General features: G+C 71.4%; 14 protein-coding genes and 1 tRNA gene. 5 read left to right on the top strand and 10 right to left on the bottom strand.

The annotated features are described in order from the left end of the window. Positions 1 to 63: 63 nt before the first annotated feature. The gene (locus tag Van01_RS23075; RefSeq protein ID WP_204011366.1) at positions 64 to 1434 is read right to left on the bottom strand and encodes a cystathionine beta-synthase; all 1371 of its coding nucleotides are present in this window, start codon (positions 1432 to 1434) and stop codon (positions 64 to 66) included. Positions 1435 to 1516: 82 nt separating this feature from the next. Continuing rightward, positions 1517 to 1873: a YkvA family protein gene (locus Van01_RS23080; protein ID WP_099852240.1), complete on the bottom strand. Its 357-nt coding sequence runs from the start codon at positions 1871 to 1873 to the stop codon at positions 1517 to 1519. 139 nt (positions 1874 to 2012) lie between these two features. Here Van01_RS23080 and Van01_RS23085 point away from each other — a divergent pair, with 139 nt between their 5' ends. The 3 genes from Van01_RS23085 to Van01_RS23095 all read left to right on the top strand — a co-directional run bounded on the left by Van01_RS23085 (position 2013) and on the right by Van01_RS23095 (position 5295). Continuing rightward, entirely contained in the window at positions 2013 to 3065 is a 1053-nt protein-coding gene (locus Van01_RS23085) for an SGNH/GDSL hydrolase family protein (RefSeq protein ID WP_204011368.1), read from the top strand. Between the two features lie 52 nt (positions 3066 to 3117). Then, positions 3118 to 3921, top strand: a complete 804-nt coding sequence (locus Van01_RS23090) for an SGNH/GDSL hydrolase family protein (protein WP_204011370.1) — start codon at positions 3118 to 3120, stop codon at positions 3919 to 3921. A 114-nt stretch (positions 3922 to 4035) separates the two neighbouring features. Then, complete coding sequence (locus tag Van01_RS23095) at positions 4036 to 5295, top strand: acetyl-CoA C-acetyltransferase (RefSeq protein ID WP_204011372.1); 1260 nt, start codon at positions 4036 to 4038, stop codon at positions 5293 to 5295. 37 nt (positions 5296 to 5332) lie between these two features. Here Van01_RS23095 and Van01_RS23100 read toward each other — a convergent pair whose 3' ends face one another. The 5 genes from Van01_RS23100 to rpmB all read right to left on the bottom strand — a co-directional run bounded on the left by Van01_RS23100 (position 5333) and on the right by rpmB (position 7517). Next, the gene (locus tag Van01_RS23100; protein ID WP_204011403.1) at positions 5333 to 5656 is read right to left on the bottom strand and encodes a hypothetical protein; all 324 of its coding nucleotides are present in this window, start codon (positions 5654 to 5656) and stop codon (positions 5333 to 5335) included. A 188-nt stretch (positions 5657 to 5844) separates the two neighbouring features. Next, the gene (locus tag Van01_RS23105) at positions 5845 to 6678 is read right to left on the bottom strand and encodes a Bax inhibitor-1/YccA family protein (protein ID WP_204011381.1); all 834 of its coding nucleotides are present in this window, start codon (positions 6676 to 6678) and stop codon (positions 5845 to 5847) included. Positions 6679 to 6806: 128 nt separating this feature from the next. Further along, positions 6807 to 7112: a 30S ribosomal protein S14 gene (gene rpsN, locus Van01_RS23110; protein ID WP_204011394.1), complete on the bottom strand. Its 306-nt coding sequence runs from the start codon at positions 7110 to 7112 to the stop codon at positions 6807 to 6809. 1 nt (position 7113) lies between these two features. Then, positions 7114 to 7281: a 50S ribosomal protein L33 gene (gene rpmG / locus Van01_RS23115; protein ID WP_093410686.1), complete on the bottom strand. Its 168-nt coding sequence runs from the start codon at positions 7279 to 7281 to the stop codon at positions 7114 to 7116. Next, on the bottom strand, positions 7281 to 7517 hold the full coding sequence (rpmB, locus tag Van01_RS23120; RefSeq protein ID WP_204011395.1) for a 50S ribosomal protein L28: 237 nt from the start codon (positions 7515 to 7517) through the stop codon (positions 7281 to 7283). Before rpmB ends, rpmG begins: the two co-directional genes overlap by 1 nt. Positions 7518 to 7662: 145 nt before the next feature. Between rpmB and Van01_RS23125 the strand changes: the two genes are divergently transcribed. After that, complete coding sequence (locus tag Van01_RS23125) at positions 7663 to 8949, top strand: CobW family GTP-binding protein (protein ID WP_204011397.1); 1287 nt, start codon at positions 7663 to 7665, stop codon at positions 8947 to 8949. A 70-nt stretch (positions 8950 to 9019) separates the two neighbouring features. Here Van01_RS23125 and Van01_RS23130 read toward each other — a convergent pair. Beyond that, positions 9020 to 9100, bottom strand: a tRNA-Leu gene (locus Van01_RS23130). Between the two features lie 101 nt (positions 9101 to 9201). Here Van01_RS23130 and Van01_RS23135 point away from each other — a divergent pair. Continuing rightward, entirely contained in the window at positions 9202 to 11070 is a 1869-nt protein-coding gene (locus tag Van01_RS23135; protein ID WP_239099242.1) for a hypothetical protein, read from the top strand. 31 nt (positions 11071 to 11101) lie between these two features. Here the strand turns inward: Van01_RS23135 and Van01_RS23140 are convergent, their stop codons facing one another. After that, a complete protein-coding gene (locus Van01_RS23140; RefSeq protein ID WP_204011399.1) occupies positions 11102 to 12427 on the bottom strand; it encodes an NAD(P)/FAD-dependent oxidoreductase in 1326 nt (441 codons plus the stop codon). A gap of 156 nt (positions 12428 to 12583) precedes the next feature. Further along, the gene (locus Van01_RS23145; RefSeq protein WP_373306285.1) at positions 12584 to 13147 is read right to left on the bottom strand and encodes a hypothetical protein; all 564 of its coding nucleotides are present in this window, start codon (positions 13145 to 13147) and stop codon (positions 12584 to 12586) included. Positions 13148 to 13176 lie beyond the last annotated feature (29 nt).

A 13176-nucleotide genomic window follows, 5' to 3' on the forward strand; every position in this document is an offset into this window, starting at 1 on the left:
TCGATCTCCACGGTGCCGCCAACCTCATGATCAACAGGGGTGGGTTGGGGGTGGGGGTTGGGGTTAGCGGGCGCCTAGGTGGGCTAGGAGGTCCTGGCGGGTCAGGACGCCCTTGGGCTTGCCGTCGATGAGGACCAGCGCGGCATCGGACTTCTCCAGCAGGTTCACCGCCTCGCTGACCGGCTGGCCGCCGCCGATCATCGGCAACGGGGGTGCCATGTGCCGCTCGATCGTGTCGTGCAACTGCGCCTGGCCGGTGAAGAGGGCGTCGAGCAGATCCTTCTCGGCGATCGAGCCGGCCACCTCACCGGTCACCACCGGCGGCTCGGCCTTCAGCACCGGCAACTGTGAGACGCCGTACTCGCGCATGTAGTCGACCGCGTCGCGGACCGTCTCGGTCGGGTGCACGTGGACCAGCTCGGGCAGGCCGCCCGGCTTGCCGGCCAGCGCCTCGGAGACGGTGGGCTCCGAGCCGGAGGCGTCGAGGAAGCCGTAACGGGCCATCCAGGCGTCGTTGAAGATCTTGGAGAGGTAGCCCCGGCCACCGTCCGGCAGCAGCACCACGATCACGTCGTCGGGGCCGGCGGCGCGGGCCACCTCCAACGCCGCGACGGCCGCCATGCCGCAGGAGCCGCCCACAAGCAGCCCCTCCTCGCGGGCCAGCCGCCGGGTCATCTCGAAGGACTGCTTGTCCGAGACCTCGATGATCTCGTCGGCCACGTCCCGGTCGTACGTCTCCGGCCAGAAGTCCTCGCCGACCCCTTCGACCAGGTACGGCCGGCCGGTCCCGCCGGAGTAGACCGAGCCCTCCGGGTCGGCGCCGATGACCTTGACGGTGCCGCCGGAGGCCTCCTTCAGGTACCGACCGATGCCGGAGATCGTGCCGCCGGTACCCACCCCGGCCACGAAGTGGGTGATCCGTCCCTCGGTCTGCTTCCACAGCTCCGGGCCGGTCGTCTCGTAGTGCGAGCGCGGGTTGGCCGGGTTGGCGTACTGGTTGGGCTTCCACGCGCCGGGGATCTCCCGGGCCAGCCGGTCGGAGACGTTGTAGTACGAGCGGGGGTCCTCCGGTGCCACGGCGGTCGGGCAGACCACCACCTCCGCGCCGTACGCCCGCAGCACGTCCTGCTTGTCCTGGCTGACCTTGTCCGGGCAGACGAACACGCAGCGGTAGCCCTTGAGCTGGGCCACCAGGGCCAGCCCGACACCGGTGTTGCCGCTGGTCGGCTCCACGATGGTGCCGCCCGGGCGGAGGATCCCCGCCGCCTCGGCGTCCTCCACCATGCGCAGCGCGATCCGGTCCTTCACCGACCCGCCGGGGTTGAGGTACTCCACCTTCGCCAGCACCGTCGCCTGGATGCCCTTGGCGACGTTGCGTAGCCGTACCAGCGGCGTGTTGCCGATCATTTCGACGACGTTGTCGTAGTACTGCACCTCGTTGTACCCTTCTGCTCCGGCACCGGCACGCCAGGCCGGGCGGGTGGATCAGGTGGAATTCCCGCCCAGGGTACGTCGGTCAGGGCACCACGTGGCCGGGGACCACGGTGCTGCGACGTGCCTCCCACTCCAGAAAGCGCTCGGTCTCGGCGAGCACCGCACCGGCCAGCCAGGTGACCATCACCGCGTCGTCGATCAGCCCGAACATGGCGAGGAACATTTCCGGCACCACGTCGACGGGCGACACGATGTACGCCGTGGCGGCCGTCATCATGGCCAGCCGCAGCCCGCCGTCGTACTGGCCACGGGCGGTGGCCGCGATCATCCTGGGCAGCGCCCCGATCCGGGCACCGAGCGACGGCCCGCCCCGGGCACCGGCGGTCATCGCCCGCGCCAGGGCCACGAACGCGGCACCTCGCTTCAACGTCTTAGCCATCGTCGTGCTCCTCTCCACGTGCAGCGTGACGCCCCGCCGCAACACCGTCCATCCAAGTACCCAACACGGTCGTTTTCCAGGCACCGGAGCGCCGTGACGACGACAGCGGGGCGTCAGACGGGCGCGCTAGTGTCGCGGTATGGGGGTCGCTGGTTCCGTCGTACCGGATCGTCCGCGCTGGCAGCGCGCCCTGCGGGTGGCCCGTCTGGCCGCCATCGGCACGGGTGCCACGGTGGCCGCCGCGGCGGCGGGGACGGGTGTGCTCCTCGGCCAGGCCCGGCAGGCCCGACGCACCATTCCGATGGCCGAGGCACCGCCACCACGCTGCGACGGCACCTACGGCGCGAAGTTCCCCGGACCCGCGATCACCATGGTCATTCTCGGCGACTCGTCGGCCGCCGGCTACGGGGTGCACCGCCGCCGTGAGACGCCCGGCGCCTTGCTGGCCACCGGCCTGTCCCGACGACTCCAGCGTCCCGTCCGGTTGCACCGCTTCGCCGTGGTGGGTGCCATCTCGGCCGCGCTGAAGTTCCAGGTCGAGGCGGCCCTGGAGTGCGACCCCGAGGTCGCTGTCATCCTCATCGGCGGCAACGACGTCACCAACCGTACGCCGCCGGCCCTGGCCGTGCGCTATCTCGTCGAGGGAGTTCGGGCGCTGCGCGCGGCCGGTGCCGAGGTGGTCGTCGGGACCTGCCCGGACCTGGGCGCGATCCGTCCCATCCAACCGCCGCTGCGCTGGTTGGCCCGCCGGTGGAGCCGGCAACTCGCCGCCGCGCAGACGATCGCTGTGGTGTCGGCCGGCGGCTGGACGGTCTCCCTCGGCGACCTGCTCGGTCCCCGGTTCGACGCCGAGCCGGGGCGGATGTTCGCCTGGGACCGGTTCCATCCCTCCGCCGACGGATACGCGGCGGCTGCCGCCGCACTGTTGCCGACGGTGCTCTCCGCGCTGGGGCACGGTGCCGAACGCAGGCCTTCGCCAACGCGCCTCGAAGGCGTACGGTCTTTGCCGAGGGCCGCGCAGGAGGCGGCTCGGCATCCGGGGACGGAGGTCAGCGGTACGCAGGTTCGCGGCAGCGAGAGCGGTCCGGCCGGCCGTTGGGCGCAGCTACGCCGGCGAGGGCTCTTCGGTGTCGGTACGACGCCACAGCCAGCCCCCACCGTCGACTCACCCGCAGTGGAGGGATTCTCATGACCGAGCGGATCAGGGGCCGGTACGGCTCCGTCGCCGGCTTGGCGGTGGCACCATGACCGGCCTGCCTGCTGGCTCCCGGGTCGCCGTGCGGGTCGCCCGTACCGCGGCGTTCTCCCTGCTCGCTGGCGCGCTCGGCGGGGCCGCGGTGCTGGCCGGCGAGGCCGTGGTGGCCCGTAACCGCCGCTACGCCCAGCCGGAGCTCGGTCTGGCGCTGCGGGCGACAGTCGGCCGTGCCGGCGCCCCGCCGCTGCGCCTGGTGCTGCTCGGCGACTCCTCCGCCCTCGGCGTCGGTGTGGACCGTCTCGGCGACACCATCGGCGGGCAGTTGGCAGAGCTGCTCGCCGAAGGGCCGGGCGGGCGTCGGGTGCATCTGTCCAGCGTCGGCGTCTCCGGTTCGCGCTCCACCGACCTGGCCACCCAGGTCGCCCGGGCGCTGCTCGGCGAGCCACCCGACGTGGCGGTCATCCTGGTCGGGGCCAACGACGTCACGGGCATGCGTCGCCCGACCGAGGCCGCCGCCTACCTGGGTGCCGCCGTGCACCGGCTGCGGCAGGCCGGCGTCGAGGTGGTGGTCGGCACCTGCCCGGATCTCGGCGCCGTACGCGCGATCGCGTCGCCCCTGCGGCAGGTCGTCGGATGGATGGGGCGACGCGTGGCCCTGGCGCAGACCGGTGCGGTGCTCGACGCCGGTGGGACGGTGGTCGACCTCGCCACCGAGACCGGCCCGGTGTTCCGAGCCGACGCCGGCACCTTCTGTCACGACGGCTACCACCCCTCCGCCGACGGTTACCGGGTCTGGGCACACGCCCTGCTACCCGCGGTGATCGCCGCGGCGGCCGTCACCCCGCGCCGCTGACCGGCACCTCTCCACCTGTCGTCTCTGCTCGCCTGTCGTCCGGGTGCGCAGGGTGACATTTCCCGGCCGCCGGAAAACTTCCGCTGCAAGTTACCGGCGAGTTAACGTGACCGTATGCCGATTGAGTCGTCCCGCGACGCCGTCATCGTCGCCACCGCCCGCTCCCCCATCGGCCGGGCCCACAAGGGCTCCCTACGTGAACTCCGCCCGGACGATCTGGCCGCCACCATCGTGCGGGCGGCCCTGGACAAGGTGCCGCAGCTCGACCCGCGAGACATCGATGATCTCTATCTCGGCTGCGGCCTGCCCGGCGGCGAGCAGGGTTTCAACATGGCGCGCGTGGTGGCCGTGCTGATGGGTCTCGACGGCCTGCCCGGGGCCACCCTCACCCGCTACTGCGCCTCCTCGTTGCAGACCACCCGGATGGCCATGCACGCGATCCGGGCCGGTGAGGGCGACGTCTTCGTCTCGGCCGGTGTCGAGATGGTCTCCCGGTACGCCCGGGGCAGCTCCGACGGCCTGCCGCCCGAGGCGCAGGCCCTGCTCGGCCGCTGGGAGAACCCCCGCTTCGCGCCGGCACGCAAGCGGTCCGAGGCCCGCGCCGAGGCCGGCGCGCCGGTCTGGACCGACCCGCGCGAGCAGGACGCCCTGCCCGACGTCTATCTGGCCATGGGGCAGACCGCCGAGAATCTCGCCCAGGTGCACGACGTGAGCCGCGCGGACATGGACGCCTTCGGCGTACGCAGCCAGAACCTGGCCGAGAAGGCGATCGTCGACGGTTTCTGGGCCCGCGAGATCACCCCGGTCACCACCCCCGACGGCACCGTGGTCAGCACCGACGACGGCCCCCGGGCCGGGGTCACCCTGGAGGCGGTCTCCGCGCTCAAGCCGGTCTTCCGTCCCGACGGCCGGATCACCGCCGGCAACTGCTGCCCGCTCAACGACGGGGCCGCGGCCGTGGTGGTGATGAGCGCCCAACGGGCCGAGGAGTTGGGCATCACCCCGCTGGCCCGGATCGTCTCCACAGGTGTCACAGCGCTGTCGCCGGAGATCATGGGTCTCGGTCCGGTGGCGGCGAGCCGGCAGGCGCTCGAACGCGCCGGCATGACCATCGACGACGTGGACCTTGTCGAGATCAACGAGGCGTTCGCCGCCCAGGTGATCCCGTCGTACCGCCAGCTCGGCATTCCGGAGGAGAAGCTGAACGTGATGGGTGGCGCGATCGCCGTCGGTCACCCCTTCGGGATGACCGGCGCCCGGATCACCGGCACGCTGCTCAACGCCCTGCAGTGGCACGACAAGACGATCGGCCTGGAGACCATGTGCGTCGGCGGCGGGCAGGGCATGGCGATGGTCGTCGAGCGCCTGAGCTGACGCCACGATCGGCACCCAGCCGATCCGTGGGCCAGGTCTACAGCGCCGTCCGGGTCGCGTCCACCTCGGCGGCGGCCCGGGCCAGGGCCTCCTCGCTCGGGTCTGCGGCGAGCAGGTCGGCGGTGACCACCCGGAGCTGGTCGGGTACCGCAAGATCGTTGTCGAGCCGGGGTACGGCTCGTCGTGGCTGCCCCTCCGCGTCCGCGGCGAGGTTGGCGATCTCCTGCACCAGCCGGTGCACCAGATCCGCCCGGGACACGTTGCCTACCGACGCGGCGGCCGACCATCGTGGCTGCTGCCAGTGGCTGACCTGCCGCACCAACAACTCCACCCCCCGCACGACCTCCACCCCCTCAACCATCTCCACCCCCGCACCCTACGCGCCCCACCCCCGACCGATCGCCGATCATGCAGTTGTGGTCGTCGATTCCTCCGCATACGCCCGCCCTGTGCAGTGCCACAACTGCATGATCGGCGCGGAGGGGTGGGGAGAGACGACGGCGCCCGCCCCGGGTGGGGCGGGCGCCGGTCGGTCGTCGGGCGGCGAGGTCAGTCGTCGCCTTGGAAGTAGCTGAGCAGGCGCAGCATCTCGATGTAGAGCCAGATCAGGCTGACCAGGATGCCGAAGGCGGCCACCCAGGAGTAGCGCTGCGGCAGGCCCATCCGGACGCCGTCCTCGACCTCCTTGAAGCTGAGGATGAAGCTCAGCGAGGCCACCACGATGCAGACGATGCTGAAGCCGATGGCCAGCGGGCTGCCGTCACGCAGGCCGGTGTTGACGCCGAAGAGCGCCAGCACCAGGTTGATCAGCATGACGGCGAACAGACCCGCCATCACCGCGATCATGCCCTTGACGAACTTCGGCGTCGCCCGGATGACCCGCGCCCGGTAGAGCATGGCCATCACGAAGAAGACACCGAAGGTGGCGGTCGCCGCCTGGAGCACGATGCCGTCGTACAGCGATTCGAAGAACTTGCTCACCGCACCGACGAGGACACCCTCGACGACGGCGTACGCGACGACGAGCGCCGGGTTCGCCATCCGGGAGAACGAGATGATCAGGCCGAGCACCAGGCCGACGATGGCCGCGCCGATCCAGGCGACGCCGAGCAGCTCGTCGGGTACCAGAGCCCACGCCGCGGCGGCGGCGACACCGACGATGGCCAGGAGGGTGACCGTCTTGACCACCACGTCGTCGATCGACATGGGGGTAACCGCCGGCGGGGCCGACGGGAAGCCCGGCGCGCCGGGGTAGCCGGCCTGCGGCGGAGCCTGCTGGGGGTAGCCGGGCTGTCCGTACGGCCCGGACGGGGCGTACCCGGCGGCCCGCTCCCGCTCGGCCGCCTGACCGAGCCGGGCGAGCACCGGGTTCGAAGTCTTCACTGTCTGGCCTCCCTAAGGGGGTCGTGGCACGTCAACGCGCGCTACAAGAGTAAACGCCCGGCACAGCCCAGTGGTGATCGGAAGGCTGAGCGAACGCTGAGAGTGCCCGTTGGGGGGCGTGGGTGGCGTCACCACGAGGCTTTGCGGACCCCGGGTAGTTCGCCGCGCAGCGCCATGGCCCGGAAGCGGACCCGGGAGAGACCGAACCGGGACAGTACGCCCCGGGGCCGTCCGTCGATCGCGTCCCGGTTGCGCAACCGTACCGGGCTGGAGTCGCGGGGCAGCCGGGCCAGGCCGCGCACCGCCTCCGCACGGTCGGCCGGGTCGGTATCCGGGTGGGCGATCACCCGCTTCAGCTCGGCTCGGCGGTCGGCATGCCGCGCGACGAGTTCGGCCCGGCGGGCCTGCCGGTTGCTCAGACTCTTCCGCGCCATCTCAGCGTGCCTCGCGGAACTCGACGTGCCGGCGCACGATCGGATCGTACTTGCGCAGCGTCAGCCGATCCGGGTCGTTACGGCGGTTCTTCCTGGTCACGTACGTGTACCCGGTGCCGGCGGTGCTGCGTAGCCGCACGATCGGGCGTACGTCGGTCTGCCGGGCCATCAGACCGACACTCCCCGGGTACGCAGCTCCGCCACGACCTTGTCGATGCCTTTACGGTCCACCGTCTTCAACGCCTTGGCCGTCAGGGTCAGCCGGACCCATCGGCGCTCCGAGGCCAGCCAGTAGCGGTGGCTCTGCAGATTCGGATTCCACCGACGGCGGGTGCGCCGATGGGAATGGGACACGGCGTTGCCGAAGCTCGGCTTAGCGCCGGTGACGTCACAGCGACGGGACACGACTCCTCCTCAGGGTTCAGCATCAGAAGTTAACGATAATGATTTTCATTCTTACACGAGCCCCGGCGTGGGGCCTCACTCGACACCCTCGGCGACCGTACGCCTATAATGACAACCGTTTTCAACTACTGTCGAGAGGGCTGTGATGTCGACGTCACCACTCGCACCGGCCGGCTGGGGCACCACGGCGGCCGGCGTCCGCCCGTCGTTGACCGTGCTCAGCGGTTTCTGGCCGGGAGCGACGTACGCAGTCGCCCGTGCCCTGCTCGCCGCCGATCCGGCGTTGCTGCTGGTCCGCCACGACCTGGCCGACGTACGCGTCGGCGGCGTGCAGCGGGTGGTCCGCGACAGTTCCGGTGTGCTGGAGGACGAGCGGATCTCGCTGGCCCACGGCTGCGTCTCCTGCACCTTGCGCCAGGACGTGCTGCCCACGCTCGCCCGGCTCGCTCGTGCGTACCCCGACCGGGATCTGATCCTGATGCTGCCGGAGGTGGTCGAGCCGGAGGCGGTCGCCGCCGCCTGCACCCACTGTCTGGTCGACGGCGCGCCGCTCACCGACCTGCTGCACGTCGACTCGTATGTGACAGTTGTCGACGCCGAGCACCTGCTCGACGGGCTCGCCAGCACCGACGACCTCAGGTCCCGCGACATCCACGCCGCCGATGACGACGACAGGTCCCTCGCCGACGTCATCGTCCGCCAACTCGAGTACGCCGACACCCTGGTGCTGTGGGGACGGTCCCCCGACGGCGACTACGACACGGGTCGGCTGGCGGTGCTGCTCGAACGGCTGACGCCCTGGGCGACACAGGTCCACGTGCGTGACGACGTCGTCGACGCGCAGGCGCTGACCCGCCAGCTACGTCGCACCCACCGGCACCGCCCCGAGACGCCCGGTGTGCTAGTACGCGGACTCGAGGGACACGTCCTCGGGGTGCACGAACCGCACCCGGACTGCGGGGTGGTCTCGGTTGACTTCCGGGCCCGCCGCCCCTTTCACCCCCAGCGGCTGCACGACGTCCTCGAAAAGGTGAACGAAGAGGTCATCCGCTCGCGCGGGCACCTGTGGCTGGCCAGCCAACCCGAGACGATCGTCGCCTGGGACTTCGCCGGCGGCGGCCTCAGTCTCGGTTCGCTGGGTCGCTGGCTCGCCTTCCTCCCCGACGACAGGTGGGCGGAGGCGTCCGACCACCGCCGGCTCGCCGCCGCCCTCGACTGGGACCCCTACTACGGCGACCGGCACCAGCACCTCGTCTTCGTCGGTCTGGATCTCGACCCGGCCGATCTGCACCGCAGACTCACCCGCTGCCTGCTCACCGACGCCGAACTCGCCGACGGCGAGCAGACGTGGCGCGGCTACCCCGACCCGTTCGCCGGCTGCTTCCCGCTCGCCGAACTGACGGACCACCCGACTCAAGGAGAACCCGGCTGAAATCCGGCCTCCACACGGTCGCCTACCGCGCCCGGGATGCCCGGTTGAGCTGCCCGTCGCAGGTGCCAGGTGCCCGGGGCGGGGGTCGAACCCGCACGCCTTGCGGCAGCCGCTTTTAAGGCGGCCGTGTCTGCCTTTCCACCACCCGGGCGGGTGACACCGCCGTGCCGGTACGCACGGTGCAGTGCCACGGTAGCGGGTTCGTCGGCACTGCGGCGTCCCCCGCCGGGCACCGCCACTAGGGTCGAGGCCGTGAGCAGCCGCGCACCCATCGCCCCCACCGACGACAGGGCAACGCAGGCGAATCGCCCCGTCGCACGGGTACCCGCACGGCGGCTCACCCGGCTGGTCCGGACCACCGCCCGGCACCGGACCGACCTGCTGGTCGGGCTCTTCTTCGCGGCGTTCGCCGGCGCGCTCACCCACCGGCTCTGGGCCGACCCGAGCGGGCTGCTCCTCGCCCTCAATCCCGAGGACCAGGTGCTGTACGAGTGGTTCCTGGCCGTCGACGCGCGAGCGCTGCTCGGCGACTTCGGTCTGTCCACCGACCGGCTCAACGCCCCGGTCGGAGTCAACCTGATGGCCAACACGTCGGTCATCGCCCTCGGTGTGCTGTTCGCCCCGGTCACCCTGCTGCTCGGCGCTCCGGTCACCTTCGCCCTGCTGACGACTTTGAACCTCGCCGGCACCGCGACCGCCTGGTACCTCCTCTTCAGCCGTACGCTGCGGGCCCGCCGGGCCGCCGCGACGCTTGGCGGCGCGCTGTGCGGCTTCGCTCCGGGGATGGTGTCCCAGAGCAACAGCCACCTGCACATGACGGCGCAGTGGCTGCTGCCGGTGATCGTCTGGCTGGTGGTACGCCTGCTGCGGGCCGCCGATCCCGCCGCCCGTCCCACGCCGGCCGCCGGACTGCCGGCCGGCGCTCCGGACCGGCGACGGCTGACCACCTCCGCGATGGGGCTCGCCGCCGCCGTCTCCGTCCAGGTGTTCGTCGGTGAGGAGGTGCTGTTCCTGGCCGCGCTCACCCTGCTGGTGATGGCGGTGACGATGATCGTCGTGGACCGCGACCTGGCCCGCCGCGCGCTGCCCGCCTTCGTCGGCGCGATGGCGCTCGCCACCGGGACGGCCCTGCTGGTGCTCGCCCGCCCGCTGTGGTTCCAGTTCGCCGGTCCCCTCGGCGTCGCCGACGGCATGTTCAGCCCGCACTACTTCTCGGCCGACCTGCGCAGCTGGTGGGCGATCTCACCGCTCTCCCTGGTCGGGGACGACGGTTCCGCCCGGCTGAGCACCGGCCCGGCCGAGTACAACACCTTCGTGGGCTGGCCGCTGCTGGTGGTGACCGCCGGCTGCGCCTGCTGGCTGGGACGCCGTCCGCTGGTGCTGGCCTGCACCGCCGGCACCCTGGTGATGGGCGCGCTCTCGCTCGGCCCGGAGGTGGTATTCGACGGCGACGGCACCGGCCTGCCCGGGCCGTACGCACTGCTCGGCGGCCTGCCGGTGGTCGACGGCGCGCTACCGATGCGGTTCGCCCTGGCCGTACCGCCGCTGATGGCGACGCTCCTCGTGCTGGCTGTCGACCGGGCGCTCCGCGCCACCGGCCGTACCCGCCGACTGACCCTGGTCGCGGTCGCTGTGGCGCTGGTGCCGCTGGTCCCGGCGCCACTGCCCACCACCGAACGACCACCGGTTCCGGAGTTCATCACCGCCGGCCACTGGCGGACCTGTGTCGAGCCGGGCGGCGTCCTGGTGCCGGTGCCACTGGCCACGCCCAAGGAACCCTGGCCGATGACGTGGGCGACCGCCGCCGACGCCGAGTTCAGCATGCCGCAGGGCTTCTTCATCGGCCCGCACGGCCGGGGCGGCAGCGCGGCGATGGGCGTCGCCCCGCGACCCACCTCCGCGCTCCTGGCCGACGTGGCCCGCAGTGGCCTGCGGCCGGTCGTCGGGGACGAGCAGCGCCGCCGGGCGGCGGCCGACGTCGAGCACTGGGGTGCCTCGTGCGTGGTACTGCCGGCCGGCACCGCGCACGCCGACAGTCTGCGGCTGACGGTGGAGGCGCTGTACGGCCCGTCGACCCGACTGAGCGACGCCTGGTACTGGCGGGTCCGGGAAGCGCGGTAGCCCTCCTCCGGAGAAGAGGGCTACCGCTCACTCACACCTTCGACGGTGGCTGGGACGCCTCGGCGAACTCCTCACGCGGGTCGTGCAGCTGCCCGAGGGCGACCACCTCACGCTTGAGTACGAAGGCCAGCGTCCAGTCGACGACCACGCGGACCTTACGGTTCAACGACGGGATCCGGCTCATGTGGTACGTCCGGTGCATGAACCAGGCCGGCCAGCCGGTCATCTTGATGCCGTAGACCTGGGCCACCCCCTTGTGCAGGCCGAGGCTGGCCACACTGCCGGCATGCTTGTGCTTGTACGGGACCGGCTCCCGACCCCGGATCACGGCGACGATGTTGTCGGCCATCCGCTGGGCCTGGCGAACCGCGTGCTGCGCGCTCGGCGAGCAGTAGTTGCCCGGCGGCTTGGTCAGGTCAGGTACGGCGGCACAGTCACCGGCGCTCCAGGCACCCTCGACCACCCGGTCACCGTCGACCACCTGGAGAGTCGGCAGGCAGGTGACCCGACGCCGCTCCTCGCGAGGGAAGTCGGTCGCGTCCAGCATCGGTGACGGCTTCACCCCGGCGGTCCAGACGATGGTGTCCGCGCTGAAGCTGTCCCCGTCGGAGAGCTTGACCACCCCGTCGACGCAGGACTCCAGCCGGGTGTCGAGGCGGATGTCCATGTCCCGCTTCAGCAACTGCTGCACCGTGTAGGCGCCCATGTCCCGGTCGACCTCGGGCAGCACCCGCTGGGTGGCCTCGACGAGCACCCACCGCATGTCCGACGTGTCCAGCTCCGGGTAGTACTTGAGCGCGTGACGGGCCATGTCCTCCATCTCGGCCAGCGCCTCGATACCCGCGTACCCGCCACCGACGAAGACGAAGGTCAGCGCCCGACGGCGTACCTCCGGATCGGTCGTGGCGGCGGCCACGTCGAGCTGTTCGAGCACGTGGTTACGCAGATAGATGGCCTCACCGATGGTCTTGAAGCCGATGCCGTGCTCGTGCAGGCCGGGAATCGGCAGGGTCCGGGAGACCGAGCCGGGGGCGACCACCACGTGGTCGTAGGTGATCTCGCGGGGCGGGCCGATGATCGGCTGCACCGTGGCGGTCTTTCTCGCGTGGTCGATCCGGGTGACCGCACCGGCCACCACCTTGCACCTGCGCAACTCTCGACGCAGCGGCACCACGGAGTGTCGTGGGGAGATGTTTCCCGCCGAAGCCTCCGGCAGGAACGGCTGGTACGTCATGTGCGGCTGGGGGTCGACGACGACGACCTCAGCCTCCCGGGAACTCAGCTTCTTCGACAGGCGCAGCGCCGCGTAGAGACCGACATGCCCGGCGCCCACCACAAGGATCCGCTTCGGATTCACGCCTACCATCTTTCCCCCACCGACGGCGGTAATCCCGCGCGCGGCCCCCTTCTGTGACCGAGCACAACGCGACTGTGACGGCGGTAACGACGGCCACCGGCAGCATCCTCGACAGGCCGGCACCAGCTGTCCCGGCAGACCCGGAGAACCCCCGAATCACCTGCGTCGCAGCAGCCCAGCCAGCAACGCGGTCACCCCGACGGCGAGCAGCAGACCGGCCAAAGTGACCGCCTGCCAACCACCGCCGCCGGCCCGTACCGCTGACAGTTCGAGCAGCAGGACACCGAGCACCGACGTGGCGAGCAACACCGCGCCGGCACGGGTGAGCCAACGCACTATCACGTCCGGGTCCACCACAGCGTCGTACGGCAACACCGCCACCAGGGCGCAGAGCGTGTGGGTCAGGTAGAGCGCCGCCGCCACCGCCATCAGCCGCCACAAGGCGATAGGCCGGCCGTACCCTTCGGTGGCGAGCAGCCACCCGCCGACCGTGACCAGCGCGGCGAAGGTCGGCCAGAGCCGGCGCGGCATCAGGGCCGGCAGCACCGCGACCGCCACCAGCGGACCCAGCGCCTCGCCGACCACGACCTCGGCGGGGTACGCCAGCAGCAGCCCGACAAGGGCGCTGAGGAAGACCCCCACCCGGACCAGTACGGGAGCCAGGGAGATCCGCGCCGCGGCCGTCCGCAACGCGCGGACCCGCCCGATGGCCGACCCCACCATCGCGCTCACCGGCCCGACCTTCCGTT

Source organism: Micromonospora andamanensis, assembly GCF_016863495.1.
GTDB lineage: Bacteria > Actinomycetota > Actinomycetes > Mycobacteriales > Micromonosporaceae > Micromonospora > Micromonospora andamanensis.